This window comes from Rodentibacter caecimuris (genome assembly GCF_010587025.1).
Classification (GTDB): domain Bacteria; phylum Pseudomonadota; class Gammaproteobacteria; order Enterobacterales; family Pasteurellaceae; genus Rodentibacter; species Rodentibacter caecimuris.
The window spans coordinates 2,446,823-2,473,171 of record NZ_CP040863.1 but is presented as its reverse complement, the minus strand read 5'-3'; the positions used below and the strand labels follow the sequence as shown (position 1 = coordinate 2,473,171).

22 protein-coding genes, 4 tRNA genes and 1 riboswitch are annotated in these 26,349 nt (G+C 40.4%); of the genes, 11 read left to right on the top strand and 15 right to left on the bottom strand.

Going from position 1 to position 26,349, the window contains the following annotated elements:
• Positions 1–136 precede the first annotated feature (136 nt).
• The 4 genes from FEE42_RS12035 to FEE42_RS12020 all read right to left on the bottom strand — a co-directional run bounded on the left by FEE42_RS12035 (position 137) and on the right by FEE42_RS12020 (position 525).
• A tRNA-Lys gene (locus FEE42_RS12035) sits at positions 137–212 on the bottom strand.
• A 49-nt stretch (positions 213–261) separates the two neighbouring features.
• Positions 262–348 (bottom strand) — tRNA-Leu (locus FEE42_RS12030).
• Positions 349–369: 21 nt separating this feature from the next.
• Positions 370–443, bottom strand: a tRNA-Cys gene (locus FEE42_RS12025).
• A gap of 6 nt (positions 444–449) precedes the next feature.
• A tRNA-Gly gene (locus tag FEE42_RS12020) sits at positions 450–525 on the bottom strand.
• Between the two features lie 247 nt (positions 526–772).
• Between FEE42_RS12020 and FEE42_RS12015 the strand changes: the two genes are divergently transcribed.
• From FEE42_RS12015 to putP, 5 genes are all read left to right on the top strand, one after another.
• A complete protein-coding gene (locus tag FEE42_RS12015) occupies positions 773–1,885 on the top strand; it encodes a methionine biosynthesis PLP-dependent protein (RefSeq protein WP_059366978.1) in 1,113 nt (370 codons plus the stop codon).
• Positions 1,886–1,899: 14 nt separating this feature from the next.
• Positions 1,900–2,895 (top strand): 2-hydroxyacid dehydrogenase, encoded by a 996-nt coding sequence (locus FEE42_RS12010; RefSeq protein ID WP_164028733.1) that lies wholly within the window; start codon positions 1,900–1,902, stop codon positions 2,893–2,895.
• A gap of 118 nt (positions 2,896–3,013) precedes the next feature.
• Positions 3,014–3,337, top strand: coding sequence for a thioredoxin TrxA (trxA, locus tag FEE42_RS12005; protein WP_059366985.1), 324 nt, complete (start codon positions 3,014–3,016; stop codon positions 3,335–3,337).
• 177 nt (positions 3,338–3,514) lie between these two features.
• On the top strand, positions 3,515–6,967 hold the full coding sequence (gene putA, locus FEE42_RS12000) for a bifunctional proline dehydrogenase/L-glutamate gamma-semialdehyde dehydrogenase PutA (protein WP_164028732.1): 3,453 nt from the start codon (positions 3,515–3,517) through the stop codon (positions 6,965–6,967).
• Between the two features lie 166 nt (positions 6,968–7,133).
• Positions 7,134–8,627, top strand: a complete 1,494-nt coding sequence (gene putP / locus FEE42_RS11995; RefSeq protein WP_059366990.1) for a sodium/proline symporter PutP — start codon at positions 7,134–7,136, stop codon at positions 8,625–8,627.
• A 47-nt stretch (positions 8,628–8,674) separates the two neighbouring features.
• Here the strand turns inward: putP and bioB are convergent, their stop codons facing one another.
• The 9 genes from bioB to ompA form a co-directional block, all read right to left on the bottom strand.
• A complete protein-coding gene (gene bioB / locus FEE42_RS11990; protein ID WP_164028731.1) occupies positions 8,675–9,688 on the bottom strand; it encodes a biotin synthase BioB in 1,014 nt (337 codons plus the stop codon).
• 9 nt (positions 9,689–9,697) lie between these two features.
• Entirely contained in the window at positions 9,698–10,327 is a 630-nt protein-coding gene (thiQ, locus tag FEE42_RS11985) for a thiamine ABC transporter ATP-binding protein (protein ID WP_077581773.1), read from the bottom strand.
• Positions 10,320–11,927 (bottom strand): thiamine/thiamine pyrophosphate ABC transporter permease ThiP, encoded by a 1,608-nt coding sequence (gene thiP, locus FEE42_RS11980; protein WP_077581772.1) that lies wholly within the window; start codon positions 11,925–11,927, stop codon positions 10,320–10,322. Before thiP ends, thiQ begins: the two co-directional genes overlap by 8 nt.
• A gap of 6 nt (positions 11,928–11,933) precedes the next feature.
• Positions 11,934–12,932 carry a thiamine ABC transporter substrate binding subunit gene (gene thiB, locus FEE42_RS11975; protein WP_077581771.1) on the bottom strand — a complete coding sequence of 333 codons (999 nt, stop codon included), beginning with the start codon at positions 12,930–12,932 and terminating at the stop codon, positions 11,934–11,936.
• A gap of 38 nt (positions 12,933–12,970) precedes the next feature.
• A riboswitch (TPP riboswitch) is annotated at positions 12,971–13,064 on the bottom strand.
• Between the two features lie 115 nt (positions 13,065–13,179).
• Positions 13,180–13,509 carry a Grx4 family monothiol glutaredoxin gene (gene grxD / locus FEE42_RS11970; RefSeq protein ID WP_077466040.1) on the bottom strand — a complete coding sequence of 110 codons (330 nt, stop codon included), beginning with the start codon at positions 13,507–13,509 and terminating at the stop codon, positions 13,180–13,182.
• Positions 13,510–13,593: 84 nt separating this feature from the next.
• Complete coding sequence (locus tag FEE42_RS11965; protein WP_077581770.1) at positions 13,594–14,391, bottom strand: TPM domain-containing protein; 798 nt, start codon at positions 14,389–14,391, stop codon at positions 13,594–13,596.
• Complete coding sequence (locus tag FEE42_RS11960) at positions 14,384–14,833, bottom strand: TPM domain-containing protein (protein WP_077581769.1); 450 nt, start codon at positions 14,831–14,833, stop codon at positions 14,384–14,386. The genes FEE42_RS11965 and FEE42_RS11960 overlap by 8 nt, the downstream gene beginning before the upstream one ends.
• Before the next feature lie 10 nt (positions 14,834–14,843).
• Complete coding sequence (locus FEE42_RS11955; RefSeq protein WP_077581768.1) at positions 14,844–15,425, bottom strand: LemA family protein; 582 nt, start codon at positions 15,423–15,425, stop codon at positions 14,844–14,846.
• 111 nt (positions 15,426–15,536) lie between these two features.
• Entirely contained in the window at positions 15,537–16,607 is a 1,071-nt protein-coding gene (gene ompA, locus FEE42_RS11950; RefSeq protein ID WP_077581767.1) for a porin OmpA, read from the bottom strand.
• Positions 16,608–17,011: 404 nt separating this feature from the next.
• Here ompA and ydiJ point away from each other — a divergent pair, with 404 nt between their 5' ends.
• The 3 genes from ydiJ to hemH are packed head-to-tail and all read left to right on the top strand — an operon-like array spanning position 17,012 to position 21,541.
• Complete coding sequence (gene ydiJ, locus FEE42_RS11945; protein WP_164028730.1) at positions 17,012–20,104, top strand: D-2-hydroxyglutarate dehydrogenase YdiJ; 3,093 nt, start codon at positions 17,012–17,014, stop codon at positions 20,102–20,104.
• Between the two features lie 55 nt (positions 20,105–20,159).
• Positions 20,160–20,576, top strand: a complete 417-nt coding sequence (locus tag FEE42_RS11940) for a hotdog fold thioesterase (RefSeq protein WP_059367018.1) — start codon at positions 20,160–20,162, stop codon at positions 20,574–20,576.
• Complete coding sequence (hemH, locus tag FEE42_RS11935) at positions 20,573–21,541, top strand: ferrochelatase (protein ID WP_059367020.1); 969 nt, start codon at positions 20,573–20,575, stop codon at positions 21,539–21,541. Before FEE42_RS11940 ends, hemH begins: the two co-directional genes overlap by 4 nt.
• 31 nt (positions 21,542–21,572) lie before the next feature.
• Here hemH and selD read toward each other — a convergent pair whose 3' ends face one another.
• A complete protein-coding gene (selD, locus tag FEE42_RS11930; RefSeq protein WP_164028849.1) occupies positions 21,573–22,616 on the bottom strand; it encodes a selenide, water dikinase SelD in 1,044 nt (347 codons plus the stop codon).
• Positions 22,617–22,732: 116 nt separating this feature from the next.
• On the opposite strand from selD, the gene gntR reads away from it, so the two are divergent.
• Positions 22,733–23,728, top strand: a complete 996-nt coding sequence (gene gntR / locus FEE42_RS11925; RefSeq protein WP_077586570.1) for a gluconate operon transcriptional repressor GntR — start codon at positions 22,733–22,735, stop codon at positions 23,726–23,728.
• A gap of 32 nt (positions 23,729–23,760) precedes the next feature.
• Here the strand turns inward: gntR and FEE42_RS11920 are convergent, their stop codons facing one another.
• A complete protein-coding gene (locus tag FEE42_RS11920) occupies positions 23,761–24,276 on the bottom strand; it encodes a gluconokinase (protein WP_135969593.1) in 516 nt (171 codons plus the stop codon).
• Positions 24,277–24,506: 230 nt separating this feature from the next.
• Between FEE42_RS11920 and idnD the strand changes: the two genes are divergently transcribed.
• Both idnD and idnO read left to right on the top strand, forming a co-directional pair.
• Positions 24,507–25,547: an L-idonate 5-dehydrogenase gene (gene idnD / locus FEE42_RS11915; RefSeq protein WP_164028729.1), complete on the top strand. Its 1,041-nt coding sequence runs from the start codon at positions 24,507–24,509 to the stop codon at positions 25,545–25,547.
• A gap of 13 nt (positions 25,548–25,560) precedes the next feature.
• Complete coding sequence (idnO, locus tag FEE42_RS11910; RefSeq protein WP_059367035.1) at positions 25,561–26,325, top strand: gluconate 5-dehydrogenase; 765 nt, start codon at positions 25,561–25,563, stop codon at positions 26,323–26,325.
• The last annotated feature ends 24 nt before the right edge of the window (positions 26,326–26,349 follow it).

Genomic DNA, 26,349 nt, shown 5'->3' with positions numbered 1-26,349 from the left:
TTCATAAGGAACTGTTAATGATAAGTGTAAAGCACAGCAATACTGACCTATTCATACTTTTAGCTTTAGCATATAGCTAAATCCACAACAGAAAATATAGGGTTTTATTATTGAATTGAACTTGTAAATAAAGACTTGGTGGGTCGTGAAGGATTCGAACCTTCGACCAACGGATTAAAAGTCCGCTGCTCTACCGACTGAGCTAACGACCCAAGAGTAGGATTTTAAAGGAGTTTTTAATAAAACTAAGGTTTTATTAAATGGTGCCCGAAGCCAGACTTGAACTGGCACGCCTCGAAAGGCGAGGGATTTTAAATCCCTTGTGTCTACCGATTCCACCACTCGGGCAAACTAACTTACAGCGTATTATGGAGGCGTGTCCCGGAGTCGAACCGAGCTACATGGATTTGCAATCCAGTGCATAACCGCTTTGCTAACACGCCAGTAATTGGAGCGGGAAACGAGGCTCGAACTCGCGACCCCGACCTTGGCAAGGTCGTGCTCTACCAACTGAGCTATTCCCGCATTCGCTGTTAGTGGTGCGCATTTTACGGAAATTTTAAACGCTGTCAATCACAGATCTTAAAAAAAATCTTAACCGTCTAAAAAAACTGCATATCGTTTAAATTATTAACAACAAATGATGAAAAAATGAAATTTATTGCAATCACTCAATTTCTCCTTTGTATCACTTATGGCTTTATGCCAAAATGTTTTCGTTCTTTTTTAATAAAAAGTACGGTCGCTTTTTTAAATTATTTTCGAGGATATTATGACAACACAACAATACACTATTGATACCCTACTCGCCCAAGCCGGCAATCGTAGCGACGAACGTACCGGTGCGGTTTCTACCCCAATTTTCCTTTCTACTGCATACGGACACCATGGCATTGGTGAAAGCACCGGGTTTGATTATACACGGACAAAAAACCCGACTCGTACCGTATTAGAAGAGACTATCGCTCAATTAGAAAACGGAGAGCGGGGCTTTGCATTTTCATCCGGTATGGCGGCAATCCAAGTATTAATGACTCTTTTTACTGCACCGGACGAGTGGATTGTTTCCAGTGATGTCTATGGCGGAACTTATCGCCTTTTAGATTTTGCTTACAAAAAGAATAATAGTGTCAAACCGGTTTACGTTAATACCGCCTCTGCTGCAGATATTGAAGCCGCCATTACGCCCAATACCAAAGCAATTTTTATTGAGACACCGTCTAACCCATTAATGGAAGAATGCGATGTAGCGGAAATCGCAAAACTTGCTAAAAAACATCAATTAATGTTAATCGTCGATAATACGTTCTTAACTCCCGTGCTTTCCCGCCCATTAGATTTAGGGGCGGATATTGTTATTCATAGCGGTACGAAGTACATTGCAGGTCATAATGATGTCCTTGTCGGTTTAATCGTGGCGAAAGGTCAAGAGCTTTGTGAGCGTATCGCTTACATTCAAAATGGCGCCGGTGCAGTACTTTCGCCTTTTGATTCGTGGTTAACAATTCGTGGAATGAAAACCCTCTCTCTACGCATGAAACGCCATCAAGAAAATGCTCAGGCGATCGCTGAATTTTTAAAATCCCAACCGCAGATTGAATCGGTTCTTTATCCGAACAAAGGGGGAATGCTTTCTTTTCGTTTGAAAAATGAAAACTGGATCAACACGTTCTTAAAATCTATCAAGCTCATCACTTTTGCGGAAAGTCTTGGCGGAACAGAAAGTTTTATTACTTATCCGGCAACCCAAACCCACATGGATATTCCGGAAACAGAACGTATCGCTCGCGGTATCACCAATACTTTATTGCGTTTTTCAGTAGGTATTGAAAATGTGGAAGATATCAAAGCAGATTTACTTCAGGCCTTTTCTCAGTTGAAATAATCCTTGGAGGCAAGATGAAAATCGCCGTTTACAGTACAAAGAATTATGACCGTAAATACTTTGAATTAATTAATGCAAAATATGGTTTTAATCTTGAATTTTTCGACTTCATGTTAAATGAAAACACAGCCCGTCTAGCGGAACATTGCGAAGTAGTTTGTATTTTTGTCAATGATGACGGAAGTCGAAAAGTACTGGAAAAATTAACCGCACTTGGCGTAAAAGTCATTGCGCTGCGTTGTGCCGGTTTCAATAATGTGGATTTAAAAGCGGCACAGGATCTTGGCCTTCAAGTGGTTCGTGTGCCGGCTTATTCTCCCGAAGCCGTGGCTGAACATACCGTCGGCCTCATGATGACACTTAATCGCCGGATTCATCGTGCTTATCAACGTACCCGTGAAGCCAATTTTTCTTTAGAAGGGCTTATCGGATTTAATATGCACGGACGAACTGTGGGAATCATCGGCACAGGTAAAATCGGGATTGCCGTTATGCGAATCTTAAAAGGTTTTGGTATGCATATTCTGGCTTATGATCCTTTTAAAAACCCCGTAGCTGAGGAACTCAGTGCAAAATATGTAGAACTTGACGAGCTTTATGAAAAATCTCACGTCATCACGCTACACTGCCCCGCTACACCGGAAAATTACCATTTACTCAATCGTAACGCTTTTGCAAAGATGAAGGATGGGGTCATGATCATAAATACAAGCCGTGGCACCCTCATTGATACATTGGCTGCAATTGATGCGCTAAAGCAATGCAAAATTGGAGCATTAGGAATGGATGTATATGAAAATGAACGCGATCTATTTTTTGAGGATAAATCTAATGAAGTCATTCAAGATGATGTCTTCCGACGCCTTTCTTCTTGCCATAATGTACTCCTTACCGGTCATCAAGCTTTCCTAACGGAAGAAGCATTAACCAGTATTGCGGACGTCACACTGGACAATGTATATAAACTAAAATCAGGCAAACCTTGTAAAAACTTGGTTTACCCCTCTTAGCTTTTAGTAATTAAATTAATAAGTGTATTTTTAAACAACTCGTGCTATTCTGACCGCACTTGTAATTTCACAAAATGCCCTTACATAAGGGCATTATTCACAGACAAAGGAAATAAAAATGAGCCAAGTACTACACACAACAGATGCAACATTTGAAGCGGATGTATTACGTTCTGATGTTCCGGTATTAGTTGACTTTTGGGCGCCATGGTGTGGCCCTTGCAAAATGATCGCACCGGTATTAGACGAACTTGCACCGGAATTTGCAGGCAAAGTAAAAATCGTAAAAATCAATGTTGATGAAAACCAACTGGTTGCCGGTCAATTCGGTGTACGCAGTATCCCGACTTTACTTTTAATGAAAAACGGTGAGGTCGTTGCAACACAAGTAGGCGCACTACCAAAAGGTCAGTTAGCTAACTTTATCAATCAACATATTTAATCATCTCTAAATCCTCTTATTAAACTTAAATAAGAGGATTTTTTATATTCCTCTCTCATTACACATTTTTTCTGTGATATTACTCACAAATATCAAAAGCTTTTGTTTACATTTTGTTTAAATGGATTTACTTTCAAAAAATAATCTTGTAACACAATAGAAACAAAGGGTTATCAAATGTCTATTTCACTTTCTAAAACTTATTCTCCCAAACGCCGAAGCATTACTGAAAACTATCGTCTTGATGAAAAAATAGCAGTAGATCAACTAATGGCAACGCTTGATTTTACCGAAGAACAAGAAAAACGTATTACAGATCACGCAACCAAACTCATCAATAAACTACGTCACATTAAACAGAAACAGTATGGCGCAGATGCCTTAATGGAAGAGTTTTCTTTAAGTTCTGAAGAAGGTGTGGCATTGATGTGTTTGGCGGAAGCCTTATTGCGTATTCCCGATGACAAAACCCGTGATGATCTCATCTACGAAAAATTGCAAGACGGCAATTGGCAATCCCATCTGGGCAACTCAAAATCTTTTTTCATTAATGCCGCCAGTTATGGTTTGATGTTCGGTAGAAAAATCAGTGAAAATCTCACAGAGACTCAAGTCACCGATAATTTAAAAAATATCTTTTCCCGTTTCGCCGCGCCTGTCATGCGTCAGGTCATGGTGAAATCCATGCAGATTATAGGGAAGCAATTTGTCGCAGGCGTAAATATACATGAAGCGCTAAAACACACTCAACCCCGCTACAAAAAAGGATTTACTTTCTCATTCGATATGTTGGGTGAAGCCGCAATGACTGCGAGCGATGCGGATCGTTACTTCAATGATTATTTACATGCCATTGAAGAAGTCGGTAAAAATGCCGTTGATCGAAATATTTACAACGGTAATAGTATCTCTGTAAAACTTTCCGCCATTCATCCGAAATATAATCGTGCAAAATATGATCGCACAATGAATGAGCTTTATCCTCGTATAAAACAACTCTTCTTACTGGCACAAAAATACAACATTAGTGTAAATATTGATGCTGAAGAAGCCAATCGCCTCGAACTCTCTCTTGATTTGATCGAAAAATTACTTGATGAACCGGAACTCAAAGATTACAAGGGAATTGGTTTTGTTGTACAAAGCTACTCTAAACGCTGTCCTTATGTTTTAGATTATTTGATTAATCTTGCCCGTGAAAAACAACACTATTTGATGATCCGCCTAGTAAAAGGTGCTTACTGGGATAGTGAAATCAAATGGGCGCAAACCGATGGTTTAGACGATTTCCCGCTTTTCACCCGTAAAAATCATACCGATATTGCCTATGTTGCTTGCGCCAAAAAATTGTTGGAAGCACAGGATGTTATCTACCCACAATTTGCGACCCACAATATTCTAACCATGTGTACTATCTATGAACTCGGACAAGGAAAAAAATTTGAGTTTCAATGCTTGTACGGTATGGGGGAAAACCTTTACGACAATATCGTGGGTAATGAAAACTTCAGCCAACAAGTTCGTGTTTATACTCCGGTAGGGACTCATGAAACCTTACTTGCTTACCTCGTTCGCCGTTTGCTTGAAAATGGTGCAAATTCTTCCTTTGTTCATCAATTAGTGGACGAGAGTATTCCGGTTTCTCAGTTAGTTACTCCGCCGTGGAAACTGTATAGTAAATCCAATGGCAAACCCAATAAACTGGTACGTAAACCCCTTGAATTATTTCACGATCGTCTTAATTCCGCCGGCTTTGATTTAACCAACGAGCTGGTATTGGAAAAACTTGAGCAAGCCTTGAATAACGCTCAAATTGAAAATGCGGAATCCCTTACCCTACTGGCAGCTCCAAGCCAACAATCCATACAGTATGTGAAAAATCCTGCAAAACTAACAGAAACTATCGGTGAAATACGTTTCTTAGAAATCGATCAAGCGCAAGCGGTATTTTCAGCCGCTACCAACCAAAACTGGAATGCAAAAAGTGCGGTCGAAAAAGCCAATATTTTACGCAAAGCGGCTGATCACTATGAAGAGAATCACGGTTTATTGATGAAATTAGCAATGATTGAAGCCGGCAAAACGTTACCGAATGCTATTGCAGAACTTCGTGAGGCAGTTGATTTTCTCCGCTATTATGCAAATCAACTTGAAAGTCTGTCGGCTATCAATAAACTGGGTGAAGCCCGTGGCAACGTACTTTGTATTTCTCCTTGGAATTTCCCACTGGCAATCTTTACCGGTCAAATTGCTGCGTCCCTCGCTGCCGGTAATGCGGTGATAGCCAAACCTGCGGAACAAACCTCACTCATTGCTTATGTAGCGGTAAAATTGCTTCACCAAGCCGGTATTCCAAGAGAAGCCTTACAATTAGTATTAGGGGACGGAGAACTCGGGGCGGCACTTGTCCAACAACCGTTTGACGGCGTCGTATTCACTGGCTCAACCGAAGTAGCAAAACTGATCGAAAAACGTTTAGCTGTGGCAGACAATGATCCTATTTTGATTGCGGAAACAGGCGGACAAAACGTACTGGTAGTCGATAGCTCCGCCTTACCGGAACAAGTGGTCGCAGATGTATTAAGCTCCGCTTTTGATTCAGCAGGTCAACGCTGCTCCGCCCTTCGTATTCTATTACTGCAAGAAGAAATCGCCGATCAGTACTACCGAATGATTAGCGAAGCAATGAAAGAGTTAAGCCTCGGTGATCCGTGTTTACTTGAAACCGATATTGGCCCGGTTATTGACGAAGAAGCAAAACAAAACTTGCTCAACCATCAAGCCAATATGCGTAAAGTGGCGGTTGCTTATACTGAACTAGCTGTACCGGAAGACGGGCATTTTATCGCTCCGTCCGTTTATCTGTTGGATAATCTCGATCAGCTACAAAGAGAAGTGTTCGGCCCTATCCTGCATATTATTCGCTATCGCAAGGAAGAGCTCATCAACGTACTCGACAAAGTCAATGAAAAAGGTTATGCCTTAACCGGAGGTTGCCACAGTCGGATCCGTAAACAAATGAGCTTAGTGGAAAAACACCTCAATTGCGGTAATTTCTATATCAACCGAAATATCGTTGGTGCGGTCGTGGGAGTACAACCGTTCGGAGGACATGGTTTATCCGGTACGGGGCCTAAAGCAGGCGGAGAATTTTATCTCCAACGCTTAACCCGTACACCAAATTATTACAGCCAATTTGGTGATGAAAACAGCCTCCCGCAATCTAAACCGGTATTGGAAAGTATTACTGGTGAACATAATAGCCTTGCCTATTTACCTTGTGAAGTCGCAATCCTTAACGGCGATTTATCAGCTTCTCAGTCGGCAGCAGAAAAACTATTATCGGCAGGTTTTACTGTTTTGGTTGAACCTAGCCACCCGCTTGCCCAAAATCGCCAAGCGGGGATTCGGGTCGATACCAAACTCGGACACTGTCAAAAAGGCGTGTATTTGACCGCACTTGATACACAACGTCGCCTGTGGTTAGCGGAAAACAGTAAAGCGATCTTTAAATGCTTCGACTGGTGTACAACACAAGATTTATTACCTTTATATGATGAATTCTCTCGTAGCTATAACACAACGGCTGCCGGAGGAAACACATCATTAATGGCGGCAGAAGAACATTGATTTAAAAAGTCTATAAAAAATGACGATCTTTGTTTTCTTTTTATGATTAACAAGCGAAAATATCGCCCTTTGTAAAATAGAGTTTATTCAGCCACAGTGTAGCTCATTATTTAAATGGCTGAATAGTGCTCTACAAAGGCAGTACCTTAATAACAGGAGTAAAGCTATGCAGATTTACATCACATTTGGCTTGTATTTATTGGTAATTTTAGGCATTGGTTTGTATGCCTACCGTTCAACTCAGAACTTTGACGATTATATTCTCGGCGGACGAAAAATGGGCAGCTTTGTAACAGCAATGTCTGCCGGTGCTTCCGATATGTCAGGTTGGCTCTTAATGGGCTTACCAGGTGCAATTTATCTCTCCGGCTTATCCGAAGCATGGATTGCTGTCGGGCTGACAGTCGGTGCTTTTCTGAACTATAAAATTGTCGCCGGACGTTTACGTATTTTCACTGAAAAGTATAACAACGCTCTCACTTTACCTGAATTCTTCGCCCAACGATTCCCGCGTCAGAAAAAAGCGTTAAAAATTATTTCTTCCTCCATTATTTTATTCTTCTTCACTATTTACTGTGCTTCCGGTGTAGTCGCAGGGGCAAAATTGTTCCAAAGTTTACTTGGATTGGATTATTATACCGCGCTTTGGTTGGGGGCAATTGCCACTATCGCTTATACCTTTATCGGCGGTTATTTGGCTGTCTCTTGGAGTGATACTATTCAAGCCTCTTTAATGATTTTTGCGCTCATTCTTGCACCGGTAATGGCATTCGTGAATATCGGATGGGAAGAAATCAACGCAGCGTTAGCCGCTAAGTCCGCCGCAACCAATATTCCATATAGTAACTGGTTACATAATGTATCGGGAATCGGCGTCATTTCTGCTCTTGCTTGGGGGTTAGGCTATTTCGGACAACCGCATATCTTGGCTCGCTTTATGGCGGCAGATTCGGTGTCAGCACTTAATAAAGCGCGAACAATCGGTATTGTGTGGATGTTCCTCTGTCTAGGGGGAGCCGTATCGGTAGGTTACTTTGGTTTGGCTTATTTCACTCACCAAAATATTCCGCTCGAAAACGCAGAATCTATTTTTATTGAACTTTCAAAAGTGATGTTTAATCCGTGGATTGTCGGCATTGTTTTATCAGCAATTTTAGCCGCGGTCATGAGTACGCTATCCGCTCAATTATTAATGTGTTCGGCTGCGATTACTGAAGATTTCTATAAAGGTTTCTTCCGTAAAAGTGCCTCAAGCCAAGAATTAGTATGGGTTGGTCGCATAATGGTATTGGCTATTTCCGTTGTTGCCATTGTTATCGCCCAAGATCCGAACTCTAAAGTGATGGGCTTGGTATCTTATGCTTGGGCAGGTTTCGGTGCGGCATTCGGGCCTGTAGTCATTCTCTCACTCTTTAACCGTAATATTAGTTCTAAAGCGGCATTATGGGGGATGTTATCAGGTGCTGTAACCGTAGTCGGTTGGAGTCCATTAATGAAATTCTTAGGCTGGGACGATTTATCTCAACTTTATGAAATTATCCCCGGCTTCTTAGTTTGTTCATTTATTACACTCACCTCCTCTGTGTTTTCCCCTGTGCACCCTCTTGTTGCCGAACAGTTTGACGAGGCATTAGCGGAGTTTGAATCAAAAAATAATTAAAATCAAAAAGTGCGGTTAAAATTAACCGCACTTTTATCCTTTCTACTCTATCGTTCAAGTATTTTTCGATTTTCTTCTGTTTCGGGTTCAAGATCGAGTTTTGCCATAAGTAATCGATCACCGTCTTCTTCAGGATTACCGGTAACGAGTAATTTATCACCATAGAAAATAGAATTGGCACCAGCCATAAAACACATAGCCTGCATTTCTTCCGTCATTCCTTGGCGTCCTGCCGATAAGCGAACATAACTTTTTGGCATCGTAATTCGTGCAACGGCAATAGTACGAACAAATTCCGTCCAGTCTAAATCTTCTGCATCAACCAAAGGGGTTCCCTCCACTTTAACTAACTGATTAATGGGAACCGATTCAGGTTGAGGATCTAAATTCGCAAGACTGGCAATTAAACCGGAACGCTCTTTACGGGTCTCATTCATTCCCACGATACCGCCACAACATACTTTTAAACCTGCTTTACGAACTTTACCTAAGGTACTTAAGCGGTCATCAAAACGGCGTGTGCCGATAACCTCATGATAATGTTCCGGTGCGGTATCAAGATTATGGTTATAATAATCCAATCCCGCCTCTTTCAATTCTTCAGCCATTCCGTCTTGTAATAATCCAAACGTACCACAAGTTTCCAAGCCAAGCTCTTTCACAGCCTTAATAATTTGCGTTACTTTTCCCATATCTTTGGGCTTTGGACCACGCCATGCCGCCCCCATACAAAATCGCCCCGCACCGCGAGACTTGGCAATTTTGGCTTTAGCAATAATTTCGTCCACATCCAATAATTGCTGATTTTGCACACCGGTTTGATAACGTGCCGATTGCGGGCAATAACTGCAATCTTCCGGACAACCGCCGGTTTTAATTGACATTAATGTTGAAAGTTGAATTGCCTGCGGATTGAAATATTCGCGATGTACTTGTGCAGCTCGATAAATCAACTCCAAAAAAGGCGTTTCATACAACGCTTCTACTTTACAAACAGACCAATACTCCACTGAGGGATGAGGAGTTATTTCGGTTAATTGAACAGATTGTACGGTTGTCATACTTTTTTCCTATAAATTTTGTCCTTGATGAATATGAATAATACGATCAATATGCCCTTCTAATTCCTTAGGCTGATGGGTAACAAGCAGTAAGGTTAGCATTTTTTCATCACATAACTGGTCGAGCAACTTTAACATTTCCATACGTAATTGCGGATCAAGTGCGGAGAAAGGTTCATCCAATAATAAAATGGGTTTATCACGTAACAGACAACGTGCCAATGCAACACGTTGTTTTTGTCCACCGGAAAGTGCGGTCGATTTTCTCATTAAAAAATCCTGTAAATTGACCGCACTTGCGACTTGTTCAATTCGCATTTCCTCTTCCTTTGAAAGGGACAAATTCGGTTTTAAGCCTAATGCGATATTTTCCGCCACGCTCAAATGGGTGAACAAATTATTTTCTTGAAATAACATGGAAACCGGGCGTTCATAAGGGGCGCTTCTCGTATGATTTTCACCGTTAAGCCAAATTTCCCCCGCATTGGCATAATCAAAACCGGCGATCAGATTTAATAAAGTGCTTTTTCCCGCACCACTCTCACCGATAATCGCTACTTTTTCTTGCTCACCAATCTGTAAATCAAACATCATCGGCATGGATTGATAATTAAATTTCACTTGTTTTAATTTAATCATGGTTTTCCCTATTGTGTTCAATAAACATAAATAATCCAAGACATAAGCTAAGCAAAATCAATGCCGTAATCGCCGCTTCTTGACTCCGATATTGTCCGATTTGTTGATAAAGCAAGTGCGGTAAAGAAGTAAAATCCGGACTACCAAATAAGGCAATTGCCGTAAAATCCCCTAAAGAGAGTGTTGTCGCCAAAGCAAAGGTATATTTTAGCGGTGTTTTTAATAAGGGATATTCAATTAATTTGAAGCGTTGCCACCCTTTAAGGTTTAGCGATAAACACAATTTTTCGTAATACTGCGTAGCTTGCATCATCGGTGTACTTAAAATTCGAATGACAAAAGGCATTGCGGCTAACGCATTACACAGCACGACAATTAAAAATAAATGAACATTGCTAAAATCCATTTCCTGTAAAATTAAAAATAATCCTACCGAGAGAATTAACGTTGGTACGGCTAAAATCATCATACCACCGGTTTGAATGAGGGTTGCAAACACAGGAAAATGAAGCCATTGTAGCTGGCGGGAAAGCAGAAGTAATAAAAAAGAAAACACTATCGCTAATACACCTGAAGCGGGTGCCATTGAAAGGGAATAGATTAACGCTTTCCATAATTGGGGATCTTGCCAAAAACTAAACCATTCCGGTGCCCTCACCCCTTCCACCACAATACTCAGCAATGGTATGAAAAGAAATAAACATACGCTAAACAAAATAAAAACATTAAAAATTTTGACCGCACTTGATGGCGGCATCAACCAAATATAGCATTGGGAAAGGTTGGTTTCCGGCGGTTTAGCAAAAATTTGGGATACTCCAAATAATACAAAGCAAAAAACAAATTGAATCAAGGCAAATAAAGCCGCTTTAGGAAAATCAAATTCAAAAAAGATCGCTTGGTAAATAGCAACCTCCAAAGTGCTATTTTGTGGCCCGCCACCAAGAGAAAGCACGATGGTGAAACTGGTAAAACACAGCATAAAAATGAGAACAAAAGTCGGTAAAAGCTGGTTTTTAAGGTAAGGCATTTCAATTAAACGAAAAAATTGCCAACCTTGAATATTTAATTGTGCGGCTAACTGATGTTGTTCTGAGGGAATAGCTTGCAAGGCTTGTTGCGTTACCCTCGCAGCAAGGGGAATATTAAAAAAGAGGTGGGCAATTAATATACCGTTCAACCCATAAATTGTCGGTTTCCAATTAATCCCTAACCACTGCATTAGCCGACTTAACCAACCCTCTGTGCCATAAATTTCGAGTAAGCCAAAGATCGCCAAAAGCGCCGGCAACACAAAAGTAAGGGAAAGTAAACGCTGGATAAGACGTTTTCCCGGGAAAGGCTGATAAAAAAACACACGTCCAAATAATGCCCCGAGCAGCACAGCAAGCAATGCTGACAAAAAGGCTTGCCCGAAGCTAAAAAAGATAACTTGATGTAAATAGTCATCCTGCTTGAAAGCCTCCCAAGAATAATTTCCACCGACGGAAAATACTGCAGAAAGCGATGTGCTATAAAGCAAAACAATGAAAAAAATAACCGCACTTCCGCCAATATAATGACGAGGACGGAAATGCGGATAAGAAAACAACGATATCATTAGAAACTATTTAGAAAGTGCTTTTTGCCACTGATTAATCCAAGTTTTTAATTGTTCTCCCGTGACTTTTGACGTATCCAGTACCGGCGTATTTTGAGTATGTTTTTTTAGCGCATCAATATGACTTTCGATAGGACTATCAATGACCGGTAACATCACATTATTTTTCGCAATATCGGCTTGTGCTTCCGGTGAAATCAAATAATCAAGAAAGTGATCCGCGCAAGCATTATTACGGTTCGCCACTTTAGCAACGACTTCCACTTGTAATACGCCGCCTTCACTAAATTCCGTAGCCATATAATTATCTTTTTGCTCAGAAAGAATATGGTAAATTGGCGAGGTGTTTGTGCTTAACACGAGATCCCCCTCCCCCTTTAAGAATGCACCGTAGGCTTCTGTCCAACCTTTTGTAATCGTTACAGTGTGTTCTGACAAGGTTTTCCAGACATTTTGTGCTTCCGACTGCGGATAAAGGGCATTTACCCAAAGTAATAAACCGCGTCCGATACTACTGGTTCGCGGATCTTGATATAGCACTTTTAGATCTTTACGCGCAATCAATTCTTTCAAACTTGTTGGTGGGTTAGTTAATTTATTTTTATCGTAAATAAAAGCATATTTTGCAAAATCAAAAGGCAAAAATGTGTGATCATCCCATTTTAGCGGTAATGCCAATTTACCAAGATCCACTTGGTTAGGCTCAAACATTGCTAATTTTTTGGCTTCATCAATTTGATGATTATCTAAACCTAATACCACATCCGCTTTAATTTTTTTTCCTTCTAAGCGTACACGATTAAACAAAGTACCATTATTATCAAAGGCAACATAATTTAACTGACACTGTGGAAATTGTTTTTCAAAGCCGCTTTTGACTTTCGGCCCGGCACTCCAATCGGCACTAAAAGAATCGTAAGTATAAACAGTGAGTGGTTGTGCAGCAGTTTGAGCAAATGCAGAAGCAGCAAAAAGTGCGGTTGAAATGAGGATTATTTTCTTCATTGTACTGTCCTTATAAAAATAGAAATGAAGAAACAGCCTAATGAAAAGAGTTAGTTTCCTACGCCAGCATTATCTGTTTCAGGTTCACGGGTATCTCTCAGCCAAACAATGTTAGCACCCCGACTAAGGGTTAAAAGTCTATATAAACTTTTTAAAATATACAAGCACCTTGAAACAAAACTGTTAGTTTGATCACAAAATTTAGACAAAATAAAACCCGCAATAAACGGGTTTTAAGGATGGAAGATTATGCTTCTTGGTGCTTTGCTGCAACTTCGCTTAATAACGTTTGCAACTCACCTGCTTGATACATTTCCAGAATAATATCACAGCCACCAATTAATTCACCCTCTACCCATAATTGTGGGAAAGTTGGCCAATTAGCATAAGCAGGTAACTCAGCACGAATATCCGGATGCTGAAGAATATCCACATAACCAAAAGGTACTTTGCAGTTCATTAATGCCTCTGCCGCACGAGCAGAAAAACCACAAGAAGGCAATTTTGGTGAGCCTTTCATATAAATTAAAATCGGGTTTTCGCTGATTTGTTTTTTGATTTTGTCTAACGTTTCCATAATGTTCCCCGTAAAAAATAGAGGCACGTATTCTAACATAAGTTAGAGGTATCACAAATTAGAACTTGAGTAATTATGTCAGGTTTACCAACTTCCGCCGGCACCGCCGCCACCGAATCCTCCACCGCCAAAACCGCCTCCCGATGAACCGCCACCACCGAATCCGCCGCCAAATCCCCCACCAAAACCAGAGCCTCCGCGACGGCGGGATAATGTTGATTGACGCACAATTCGATTCAATTGATCACGCTGATTCGGGCTGATATAAATTTCATCTTTATGATATTGATATTCGCCAAACACAACAAAGGCAATAAACACCAGCACCATAATGAAAGGAATATATTTATCAAACTCACTATCTTCCATTTGATAAGCACCGTATTCCCCTTGGCTTGCAGCGATTATGTCATTTAATCCGTCATTAATACCCTGTGCATACTGCCCTTGTTTAAATTGCGGTAAAATTGCATTGCGGATAACCTGTGATAAAAAAGCGTCCGGTAATACCCCTTCTAAACCTTGCCCTGTCGCAATAAATACTTTGCGATCATTTTTTGCAATTAACATTAAAACGCCGTTATTTAGCTGCTTACGCCCTATTCCCCACTTATCACCTAAGGCAAAAGTATAATCCGCAATTTCATATTCACCGGTAGTCGGTACAAGCACAACGGCAATTTGCGAGCTGGTTGCCTCTCCATAAGAGACCAGTTTGTTTTCTAGAAGTTGCCGTTGCTGTGAGGAAAGCGTATTGGTGTAATCATTCACATAATGGAAAGGATTTGGCGTAGGCGGAAACTGTGCGGCAGAGACAAAAGCGCCCCAAAAAACGAAGATAAAAACAACCGCACTTTTCATGATTTGCAAAAGTTTAGTCATGAATAATCACCTCATTTGGCAACTCATTTCTGTCATCAACTTGAATAGGAAAATGCGTTTTTAAGGTATCGGTAATATGTTCAATCGCCTCAACGATACCTTGTGTGTAGGCTTTTTCCTTAAATCGTGCAATCATTAAATCACATTGTTTTTGCCAATAAGCATCATCGACAAATTGATGAATTCCTTTATCACCAATAATGGCACAAAGATGATTTTTGTATCCAACATAAATTAATACTGCATTTTTTGCTGCCGTTTGATGCATATCAAGCTCACCAAAAATTTGTAATGCTCGCTCAATCGCCGATAATCCTTTTTCGGTTTTTGGTAATTTACGTTCAATATAAACCCGTAATTCTGCCGAACTTTGACTTTCAAGGCGAGCAATTGCCGCCTCAATTTGTTTTTTATCAACAGGGATTCTTGAAAGGAATTTCATCCGCTATGTCCTAGTTAAAATTTACTGTTGGCGCATTTTCAGCACCGGCTGAGGATTTAAAGTAAGGTTTTTCTTTAAAACCCAAAATCAACGCAGCAAATTTTGTTGGAAATTGACGCACTTTTTGGTTATACAATCGAGCTGCATCATTAAACTTATTACGGGCAACATTAATACGATTTTCTGTTCCTTCAAGTTGTGCTTGTAAATTCATAAAGCCTTCATGCGCCTTTAATTGCGGATATTGTTCAACAGTAACAAGTAATCGGGATAATGCGGATCCCACTTGATTTTGTTCCTGCTGGAATTGAGCAAGTTGTTCTTCCGTCATATTTGCAGGATCAATTTTAGTTTGTGTCGCTTTTGCTCTTGCTTCAATCACATTCGTTAAGGTTTGCTGTTCAAAATTTGCTTGCCCTTTCACTGTATTTACTAAATTTGGGATGAGATCTGCACGGCGTTGATAAGAAGACTCTACGTTTGCCCACACAGAATCAATTTCTTCTTCCGCTTTAACTAAACCGTTATAACTAGACATTAAAGTAAATCCTGCCACGATAACAACAAGGATAATAACAAGCCATTTTTTCATGATAATGTTCCTATTAATAAAATTAACAAAATTCTTCTTACTAAAAGAAAAGACCTAAACCGAAGTTTAGGCCTTTTTCTATTTAATCCATCAACGGATAACTAAATGAAATTATTTAGTACCGTTAACTGCGATTTCAACGCGACGGTCTGGCGCTAAGCAAGCGATAAGCGCTTTACGACCTTTAACCGCGTCACAAGTTGCACCGGTAACAGGATTTGCTTCACCATAACCAGTAGCAGTGATGTCTTGTGCTGCAACACCTTTAGCAACTAAGTAGTTAGCTACAGAATCTGCACGACGTTGTGATAATTTTAAGTTTGCTGCATCTTTACCGATACGGTCTGTGTAACCAGCAACGGCTACTTTAGCGCTATTTACTTGTGCGATTTCACCATAGATACCGTCTAAAGTTGCTTGTGCTTGTGGTTTTAAGTTTGCTTTACCGAAAGCGAAAGTAACATCAGAATTTAAGTTGAAAGTTTTGCTTACAACTTCAGGCGCAACAACCGGAGCACCTTGACCGAAACGGTAAGATAAACCAGCAGTTACAGAACCGATCCACGGAGTATAGTCTGCATCTTCTGCAATTTTGTTATCTTTACCAACAGAAGTTAACCATTGGTATTCAACACGCAATGCTAACTCTGGTAATGAAGGTAATGCATACTCAACACCTGCTGCAAATACCGGAGACACTTTTAAGCTGTGAGCACGAGTACCCCAAACGCTACCTTCCTCTGCAACACCCTTAGCATTTTTATAGTCTGAACGAACTAATGCCGCACCAGCACGACCATAAAGGTCTAAGCCTTCTAACACTTCATAGCTTCCTTTTAAGCTTAAGTGTGCACCGTGGTTAGTGTGTTTTGAAACAACTTTTTCGCCTTTAGAGAATTTAGCACGACCAAAATCATCGTAACCTAATTCTACCGCTAAACCTAAGTTGTCACGGTTTAAAACTTGGTAACCACCGAAAACACCGTAAGTTACAGAGTTACGGTTAACACCGAAACCATTTTCGTGACCAACATATTTTGAGTCGACTCGTTTTAAACCATCATGGAAAGATGCCCAACCTGCTTTAGCACCAACATAGAAAGTATTTTCTTGTGGAGCTGCCTGAGCTACTGAAGTTGCTGCTAAACCAGCTACTACTAATGCGATTGCAGTTTTTTTCATTTTGATGTCCTCTATTTAGTCATCGATTGATAAAAATAAGAAAAGTTTCCTCGTCTATCGTGAACTTTATAAAATAAGTAACACTCTAAACATTTGCTTAACTAGGGTTTTGAATTTGCCCTATATCTATCCTTTTGACAAATTCAATTCCTTTGTATCGCCAAAGGAACGTTCAAAAGTAAGATTATTATCCTATAAAAAACTCAAAGATCAAACTTTTTTTGTCATTTTTGTTTATTTATTAAACAATCAATGCAATAAATGAATTCTTGTTCAGTAATAATCTAGTCTATTTTCCCTTGCTTTTCCCCTTTTTATACTAGGTTCCTGCTGTAAAAATCGACATTCTTTTTTACATCATATATCATCGCTCTATTCTTTTTTCCTATTTTACGAATGATACTATGCTACCTCGTCTTTCCAACACACCACAACTTGATAAAAGCGTTCAACATTACCTTGTAGAGCTAAAAAAACAACATTTTGAGGGGGATATTGCGACAGGTTATGCCGATAGACTAAGCCTCGCTACGGATAACAGTGTCTATCAGTATCTGCCGCAAGCTATATTGTTCCCAAAAACAGTGTCGGATGTCGTACGTATCACAAAATTGGCGAATCTACCCGACTTTCAATCGCTCACTTTTACCCCCCGAGGCGGTGGAACAGGCACCAACGGGCAAGCACTCAATCACAATATTATTGTAGATATGTCCCGTTACATGACCGCTATTTTGGAGCTGAATGTCGAAGAACGTTGGGTACAGGTACAAGCAGGTGTAGTAAAAGATCAACTTAATCAATTTTTAAAACCGTACGGCTTATTTTTTGCTCCCGAACTTTCCACCAGCAACCGTGCGACCTTGGGCGGAATGATTAATACCGACGCTTCCGGACAAGGTTCACTGCAATACGGAAAAACATCCACTCACGTACTAGCACTACGTAGCGTCTTAATAAATGGAGAAATTCTTGATACAAGTGCGGTCAAATCCCAGGCAGTTTTCGATCATATTGACACTCTTGGTTTAAATGAAACGGCCAAAACACTTCACCAAACTATCGCACAACGTTGTAAAGAAAAACGCAATAGTATTGTAAAGGATTTACCACAACTTAATCGTTTTTTGACCGGTTATGATTTAAAAAATGTCTTTAGCGACGATGAAACCGAATTTAATCTCACCCGCTTGCTTACCGGTTCCGAAGGCTCTCTTGCCTTTATTTGCGAAGCAAAACTTAATTTATTACCGATTCCACAATATCGTATCCTTATTAATATAAAGTATAGTTCTTTCGATGCTGCGTTACGCAATGCGCCTTTTATGGTGAAAGCGAATGCCCTTTCTGTCGAAACGGTGGATTCCAACGTACTGAATCTTGCCAAACAAGACATTATTTGGCACTCGGTAAGCGAACTTTTAACGGAAGAAGAAAATAACCCGATTCTTGGCTTAAATATCGTGGAATACGCCGGTAATAATAAAGAAAAAATTCATCGCCAAGTGACCGCACTTTGCCAAGCATTAGATGAAAAAATAGCCGAGCAAAAAGATCATATTATCGGCTATCAAGTCTGTACCGACTTACCGTCCATTGAACGTATTTATGCAATGCGTAAAAAAGCGGTAGGTTTGCTTGGCAATGCTAAAGGCAGTGCAAAACCGATTCCTTTTGTGGAAGATACCTGTGTCCCCCCGGAACATCTTGCCGATTACATCACGGAATTTCGAGCCCTATTAGACAGTCATAACCTACAATATGGTATGTTCGGTCATGTGGATGCGGGTGTATTACACGTTCGCCCAGCATTAGATTTATGCGATAAAGCACAAGTCAAACTTTTCAAAGGAATTTCTGATGAAGTGGCAGAACTCACCGTTAAATACGGCGGTTTATTGTGGGGTGAACACGGCAAAGGCGTACGTTCACATTATGGTGAAAAATTCTTCACGCCGGAACTCTGGAATGAACTCCGCTATATAAAATCCCTCTTTGATCCCCATAATCGCCTAAACCCCGGTAAAATCTGCACGCCTTTAGGTTCTGAAGATGAACTTTATGCCATTTTATCCCCTATGCGCGCCGACTATGATCGTCAAATCCCGATTCAAATACGGGATGAATTTAAAGGGGCAATGAACTGCAACGGCAATGGGTTATGCTTTAATTTTGATGAACACAGCATCATGTGTCCTTCCATGAAAGTGAGCAAAAATCGTGTTTTTTCCCCAAAAGGCCGTGCCGCTATGGTACGCGAATGGCTCCGCTTACTCGCCAATGAAAATATCACACCGGATAAGTTAGATTTCAAAAAAACCGAAACAAAACTGACCGCACTTGTAGCCCGTCTGCGCCATAGCATACAAAAATGGCGGGGAGATTATGATTTTTCCCACGAAGTAAAAGCGGCGATGGATACCTGTCTCGCCTGTAAAGCCTGTGCCAGCCAATGTCCGATAAAAATTGACGTACCAAGTTTTCGTGCAAAATTTTTCCATTTTTACCACAGTCGCTATTTACGCCCCGTAAAAGATCATCTTGTAGCAAATTTAGAATTTGCCGCGCCTTATATGGCAAAACAGACTAAATTCTTCAATTATTTTACAAAATTAAAGACAACCCAACGATTAGCGGAGAAAGTTATCGGCATGACGGATTTGCCGCTACTTTCTACACCGAATTTACAACAACAGCTCGTAGAAATTGGCTATCATGGCAAATCGCTAGAAGAATTAGAGTGTTTAAGCACAATAGAAAAAGAAAAAATGTTATTCATTGTGCAAGATCCTTACACCTCTTATTACGATGCCAAAGTCGTGCGGGATTTTGTGGCTCTCACACAAAAGTTAGACTTTAAACCGATCGTTCTGCCCTTCAAACCAAACGGCAAAGCACTACATGTAAAAGGCTTCTTAAGCCGTTTTACCAAAACTGCCAAAAATCAGGCAGAATTGCTTAACCGTGTAGCCAAATTGGGGGTACCACTGGTGGGGGTCGATCCGGCTATTGTGCTTTCCTACCGTGATGAATATAAAGAAGCATTACAGGAAAAACGTGGTGATTTTCATGTGCTTACTGCTCACGAATGGTTAAAAATACAACTTCATTCTGCCAATTTAAATTCCCGATTGGAAAATACACCGATTTCTAACCGCACTTTCCACTGGCATTTCTTTCCCCATTGTACGGAAGCCACATTTATGCCGAACAGCCCAAAAGAATGGCAACAAATTTTTGAAAAATTCGGGCAACCATTAACGGTAGAAAAAGTGGGCTGCTGCGGTATGGCAGGCGTGTTCGGACATGAGGTGCAAAACCAAACCATGAGCCGTGAAATTTACGATATTTCATGGGGCAAAAAACTCCACGGAAAAGATCCGCACTTTTGCTTAGCAACCGGTTACTCCTGCCGCAGCCAGGTAAAACGCTATGAAAATGTTACCTTAAAACATCCGATACAAGCATTGTTGGAAGTATTAAGCGGGCAAAAATAGTTTCAATTTCTTATCCCTCTTTATGACAAGAGGGATTTTACATTAAGGACAATAAATGATCTGGAAAAAACCATTTACGCTTTCACAACTCAACGAAATGGGTAAAAACTGTGCCGTTGAACATCTTGGGATTGAAATTTCTGCTTTTGGTGAGAATTGGCTTGAGGCGACAATGCCGGTGGATCACCGCACAACACAGCCTTTTGGTCTATTACATGGGGGGATTTCTGTTGCTCTGGCGGAAACTGTCGGCTCGCTTGCCGGATTGCTTTGTGTCGAGGAAGGTAAAGCCGCTGTGGGACTGGATATTAGCTCAAATCACCTTCGTCCGGTACGCCAAGGAAAAGTGACAGCAAAGGCTACGCCTATCAATTTAAGTAAAAATATCCATGTTTGGCAAATTGACATCCGCAACGATCAGGATAAACTTTGCCACGTTTCACGATTAACCCTTTCTATTATAGATTTATGACAAAAACAAAAAAAATCGGTGTTATTTTAGCTAATCTAGGAACACCGGCCCAACCCACTCCTTCGGCAATCTCCCGTTATTTATGGGAATTTTTAAGCGATCCGCGCGTGGTCGATTTACCCTCTTGGAAATGGTTACCTTTACTTAAAACCGTAATTCTTCCTTTACGTTCCAAACGCATTGCTAAAAATTATCAAGCGATTTGGACAGAACAGGGGTCACCGTTGCTGGCTATTACAAAACAACAGCAAAAAGCCTTACAAGCCTATTTTGATGCCCAAGATATGGATATACAGGTAGAAATTGCTATGACATACGGCAATCCTTCTATGCAAAGTGCGGTTGATAAATTACTTGAAAATCAGCTGGAAAAAATTATTGTGTTGCCGCTTTATCCACAGTATTCCAGTACCACAACCGGCGCACTATTTGATGCTTTCGCGAGAGCATTAAAGAACACGCGAAATATTGTTCCTTTTGAATTTATTCACTCTTATCATTTAGATGAAAACTACATCAATGCGTTAGTTGAATCCATTAAAGTGCGGTTAAAACCTGACGAGTTTTTATTATTTTCGTATCACGGTATTCCGCTACGTTACGAAAATATGGGCGATTACTATCGACAACATTGTAAGGAAACAACCATTGCCGTGGCGGATAAACTCGGTTTAACGGAAAATCAATGGAATATGAGCTTTCAATCTCACTTTGGACGTGAAGAATGGTTACAGCCCTACACCGATAAATTCTTGGAATCCGCCAGTATGCAAGGCATTCAAAAAGTTGCGGTCGTCTGCCCTAATTTTTCTGCGGACTGCTTAGAAACCATTGAAGAAATTGATGAAGAAAATCGTGCAAACTTTCTCAATCACGGCGGGCAATCTTATCAATATATTCCGTCTCTCAATGCCGAACCGGCACATATTGCAATGATGGGGAATTTGATTTTACAACGAATCTAACGAAAAGCGTGGAATGAATACCACGCTTTTTTTAATCCACTTCGACAAAGATTGGGCTTTCCGCTTCTCTTGATTTCAATACGCCCACTTCATAAACTTCAATACCGGCGTGTTGTGCAATCGCCAATATTTCTTTTTCACTTTCCGGTTTCACTGCAACTAACAACCCACCGGAAGTTTGCGGATCACATAATACGGCTTTTTGGTAATCCGTTAATCTAGCTATTTTATGCCCATAACTGTCATAATTACGTGTCGTACCACCCGGTACACAACCTTCCGAGATATATTCCGATACGCCCTCAAGAGTAGGAATTTTATCGAAAAACAGCTCGGCATTTAGGTTTGAGCCCTCACAAATTTCAAGTAGATGTCCGAGTAAACCAAACCCCGTTACATCCGTCATTGCAGTTACACCGTCCACTTCGGAAAATTGGCTACCGATAATATTCATTTGGCACATCGCGGCAGTTGCCAAGCCTTGATGTTCGGATTTTAACTTGCCTTTTTTCTCCGCCGTAGTCAGTACCCCAATCCCCAAAGGTTTAGTTAAATACAGTTTACAGCCGGCTTGAGCCGAAGCATTTCGTTTCACTTTTTCAGTACTAATCACGCCGGTTACCGCCAAACCAAAAATAGGTTCCGACGCATCAATAGAATGGCCGCCGGCAAGAGAGATACCGGCTTGATGACAGGCAAATCGCCCCCCCTCCACAATTTTTTGCGCAACTTCTGCCGGTAGCTTATTTATTGGGAAACCTAAAATCGCAATCGCCATAATTGGCTTACCGCCCATAGCAAAAATATCACTAATGGCATTGGTTGCCGCAATACGACCAAAATCAAAGGCATCATCCACAATAGGCATAAAGAAATCTGTGGTACTGATAATCGCAGTACCATTTCCCAAATCATACACCGCCGCATCATCTGCCGTATCATTGCCGACCAATAAATGCGGATCGACAAAATGTTCAAGTTGCGTTTGTAAAATTGTCCCTAACACCTTAGGCGAAATTTTACAGCCTCAACCGGCACCGTGACTGTATTGTGTTAAACGAATTTCGTCCACTATAGCCTTTCCTCATAATAAATTGATGGCAAATTATACCTTTTTTCACACAAAAGTGCGGTCAAAAAATCAAATGTTTTTGCTATACTTTCGCAATACATTATTCAATCTGACTTTTAATGAAACATAAACGCCCCACCTTACAAGATATTGCGACTCACCTTGGTATCACCAAAATGACGGTAAGCCGTTATCTGCGTAATCCCGATTCTGTCGCACAAGAAACCCAAACCCGAATTGCGGCGGCGATTGAGCAGTTTGGTTATATTCCCAACCGAGCCCCGGAAATTCTCTCAAATGCCAAGAGTAAAGCCATTGGCGTACTGCTTCCTTCACTAACCAACCATGTTTTTGCCGATGTACTAAAAGGGATTGAGCTCGTCCTCGACCAAGCCGGTTACCAAACTATGCTGGCACATTACGGTTATAGTGTTAAAAAGGAAGAAGAACGCATTGAAAGTTTGCTTTCGTATAATGTGGACGGGCTGATTTTGTCGGAAAATTACCATTCTTTGCGAACCCTCAAAATGATTGAAGTAGCAAATATTCCGGTGATTGAAATTATGGACAGCACACAGCCCGGTATTCAGCAAGTGATTGGATTTGATAATGTTGCTGCGGCACAAGCCATGGTGGAAACCATGATTAAACGCGGGCATAACCATGTCGTCTATTTCACCGCCCGAATGGATAAACGTACCCAGCTAAAAATGCAGGGCTATGAACAAGCGATGAAAAAATATGGGCTTGAACCCTATAGTTTAATCACCGAAGAACCTTCGTCTTTCACCCTAGGCGGAAAACAGCTTCGCCAAATTCTCGAAAAACGCCCTGAAACCAATGGTATCTTTTGTACAAATGACGATTTAGCCATTGGCGCATTATTTGAATGCCAACGCTTAGGTATTAATATTCCTACGCAAATTGCCATTGCCGGATTTCACGGACATGATGTGGGCTTTTCCGTTAGCCCCCAACTGGCAACAGTTATCACACCGCGTTTGGAAATTGGTAAAACGGCAGCCCAAGAACTCTTAGCCCGATTGAATAATGAACCTCTCACCGAAAAAATGATCGATCTTGGATTTCATATTCATCTTGGCGAGAGTATGTAAAAGTGCGGTCAATTTTAACCGCACTTTCATCGTCAAAATAACGGTTTCAGTGCGTCAATACAACGTTGTACGACTTCCTCAAAGCTACCGTCAATATCAATATGAATCACATCCGGCTCATCTTCTCCCGGAACTTCAAGGGTATCGAATTGGCTTTTTAACATCTCCGTTTTCATATAATGCCCTTTGCGTTGCTTCATACGCTCAAGCACTAAATCAAATGATCCTTCCAGAAATAAAAATTTGACTCCCTCGTTACCTTCACGAATCAAATCCCGATACGTTTTCTTCAATGCCGAACAAACAATAATACCAATCTCACTTTTGTGTTCAAGGCTGAATGCGGCATCGCGAATGCGCTCAAGCCAAGGGGCACGATCATGATCATCGAGCGGCTGCCCGTTCCCCATTTTAATAATATTCGCACGCGGATGAAGATCATCACCATCAATCAATTTAATCCCTAAACGGTGGGCAATTTCTGTTCCAACGGAAGTTTTACCGGTACTTGAAACGCCCATAAGGATGAAACTTTTTCCTTTACTCATAACATACCTCACAAATATTTTTCTTAATCATATAAGAATTTTGATGAATTGTTACTCGTAACATTTTATTTTGTGACAAACATCACAGAAATTCTATATTTTCATTTTTATTTACAGACAATTATCACAATTTCTTTGAAGTCGATCACATTTCTGAAAAAAGTACCTTTACCAAACTGTGATAAGTAGATATGTTACCAGTAACATATCTATGTGTAAAAGGAGAAAATATGAAAATTAAAACTTTATCCTGTGTAGTTAAAAGTGCAGAAAATGTAGAAATTATTGAACAAAATGTGCAATACGATGATAACGATCAACATCAAACACTTATCCAGATCGCTCGAGGAGGAATATGCGGCTCTGATTTACATTATTATCAACACGGAAAAGTTGGAAATTTTGCAGTAAAACACCCCATGATTTTAGGACATGAGGTGATTGGTAGAATCGTAAAAACAAACGACTCAAATTTACACATAAATCAAAAAGTAGCAATAAATCCAAGTAAACCATGCCACAGTTGTAAATATTGTTTATCGGGAGAAATTAATCAATGTGAAACCATGCGTTTCTTCGGGAGCGCTATGTATAACCCTCACGTAGATGGCGGATTTACACAATATAAAATTGTTGATAACTCTCAATGTATTACTTATCCGGAGGATGTTGATGATGAAACTATGGTTTTTGCAGAACCTCTTGCTGTAGCTATTCATGCCGCCAAACAAGGAGGAGATCTTAAAGGAAAACGTGTATTTATTTCCGGTGTGGGTCCAATCGGTTGCTTAGTTGTCGCTTCAGTAAAGGCATTAGGTGCACAAGAAATCATTTGTACAGATATTAGTCAGCGTTGCTTAAATTTAGCCTTAGAAATGGGGGCAACGAAAGTACTTCATGCTAATGATGATTTTTCAGAATATGCGCAACACAAAGGTGAATTTGATGTGTCTTTTGAAGCCTCAGGTCATCCTTCTTCAATTGAGCGTTGTTTAGAAGTGACTAAAGCAAAAGGCACAATTGTACAAATTGGTATGGGGGGCAACATCCCTAACTTTCCATTAATGACATTGATTGCTAAGGAAATTAATTGGAAAGGTTCATTCCGTTTTATTGAAGAATTTAATACGGCAGTCAATTGGCTGGCAACCGGTAAAGTTAATCCATTACCGCTACTTTCCGCTAAATTTTCATTTAAGCATTTCGAAGATGCACTAAAAACGGCAGGAAACAAAAATGACATTTCAAAAGTACAAATAATATTCTCGTAGAGGAAAAATCATTATGGAAAACTTCTTTTCAGTAAAAAATAAAAATATTTTAATTACGGGATCCACTCGAGGCATTGGATATTTACTAGCAAAGGGGCTCGCCGGACAAGGTGCCAAAATTATCATTCACGGTACAAAACAAGAAAACGTTGAAAAAATAGCCAAAGAATTCAATGACAACGGGTTTATTGCTTATCCCGTTTCTTTTGATGTGACAAATACTGCCGCAGTTCATACAGCCATTGACTATATTGAACAAAATATCGGCCCAATAGATGTATTAATTAATAATGCAGGTATTCAGCGTCGCTATCCGTTTTGTGAATTTCCTGAACAAGACTTTGACGATATTATTCAAGTCAATCAAAAAGCTGTTTTTATTATTTCACAAGCCGTCGCTCGATATATGGTACAGCGTGAAAAAGGAAAAATTATTAATATAGGTTCAATGCAAAGTGAATTAGGACGGGACACCATTACACCATACGCAGCCTCAAAAGGTGCGGTAAAAATGCTGACAAGAGGAATGTGTGTTGAGCTTGCTCGTTATAATATTCAAGTGAATGCTATCGCTCCGGGATATTTTCAAACAGAATTGACAAAACCGTTGGTAGAAAATAAAGAATTCACAGAATGGTTATGTAAAAGAACACCGGCTGCACGTTGGGGAGAGCCGGAAGAATTAATTGGGGCCGCTATATTTCTTTCGTCAAAAGCATCTGATTTTGTTAATGGGCATTTGCTATTTGTTGATGGCGGAATGCTTGCAGCTGTTTAGGTTATTACATCAAATAAGGTAAAT

Coding starts and splice junctions, on each gene's coding strand:
- FEE42_RS11920 (WP_135969593.1), bottom strand. CDS start 24,276: ATGAGTAAAGGAAAAAGTTTCATCCTTATGGGCGTTTCAAGTACCGGT.
- gntR (WP_077586570.1), top strand. CDS start 22,733: ATGAAACATAAACGCCCCACCTTACAAGATATTGCGACTCACCTTGGT.
- putA (WP_164028732.1), top strand. CDS start 3,515: ATGTCTATTTCACTTTCTAAAACTTATTCTCCCAAACGCCGAAGCATT.
- grxD (WP_077466040.1), bottom strand. CDS start 13,509: ATGGAAACGTTAGACAAAATCAAAAAACAAATCAGCGAAAACCCGATT.
- FEE42_RS11960 (WP_077581769.1), bottom strand. CDS start 14,833: ATGAAATTCCTTTCAAGAATCCCTGTTGATAAAAAACAAATTGAGGCG.
- FEE42_RS11955 (WP_077581768.1), bottom strand. CDS start 15,425: ATGAAAAAATGGCTTGTTATTATCCTTGTTGTTATCGTGGCAGGATTT.
- FEE42_RS11940 (WP_059367018.1), top strand. CDS start 20,160: ATGATCTGGAAAAAACCATTTACGCTTTCACAACTCAACGAAATGGGT.
- FEE42_RS12015 (WP_059366978.1), top strand. CDS start 773: ATGACAACACAACAATACACTATTGATACCCTACTCGCCCAAGCCGGC.
- thiQ (WP_077581773.1), bottom strand. CDS start 10,327: ATGATTAAATTAAAACAAGTGAAATTTAATTATCAATCCATGCCGATG.
- thiB (WP_077581771.1), bottom strand. CDS start 12,932: ATGAAGAAAATAATCCTCATTTCAACCGCACTTTTTGCTGCTTCTGCA.
- ydiJ (WP_164028730.1), top strand. CDS start 17,012: ATGCTACCTCGTCTTTCCAACACACCACAACTTGATAAAAGCGTTCAA.
- hemH (WP_059367020.1), top strand. CDS start 20,573: ATGACAAAAACAAAAAAAATCGGTGTTATTTTAGCTAATCTAGGAACA.
- idnD (WP_164028729.1), top strand. CDS start 24,507: ATGAAAATTAAAACTTTATCCTGTGTAGTTAAAAGTGCAGAAAATGTA.
- idnO (WP_059367035.1), top strand. CDS start 25,561: ATGGAAAACTTCTTTTCAGTAAAAAATAAAAATATTTTAATTACGGGA.
- FEE42_RS11965 (WP_077581770.1), bottom strand. CDS start 14,391: ATGACTAAACTTTTGCAAATCATGAAAAGTGCGGTTGTTTTTATCTTC.
- FEE42_RS12010 (WP_164028733.1), top strand. CDS start 1,900: ATGAAAATCGCCGTTTACAGTACAAAGAATTATGACCGTAAATACTTT.
- trxA (WP_059366985.1), top strand. CDS start 3,014: ATGAGCCAAGTACTACACACAACAGATGCAACATTTGAAGCGGATGTA.
- bioB (WP_164028731.1), bottom strand. CDS start 9,688: ATGACAACCGTACAATCTGTTCAATTAACCGAAATAACTCCTCATCCC.
- ompA (WP_077581767.1), bottom strand. CDS start 16,607: ATGAAAAAAACTGCAATCGCATTAGTAGTAGCTGGTTTAGCAGCAACT.
- putP (WP_059366990.1), top strand. CDS start 7,134: ATGCAGATTTACATCACATTTGGCTTGTATTTATTGGTAATTTTAGGC.
- thiP (WP_077581772.1), bottom strand. CDS start 11,927: ATGATATCGTTGTTTTCTTATCCGCATTTCCGTCCTCGTCATTATATT.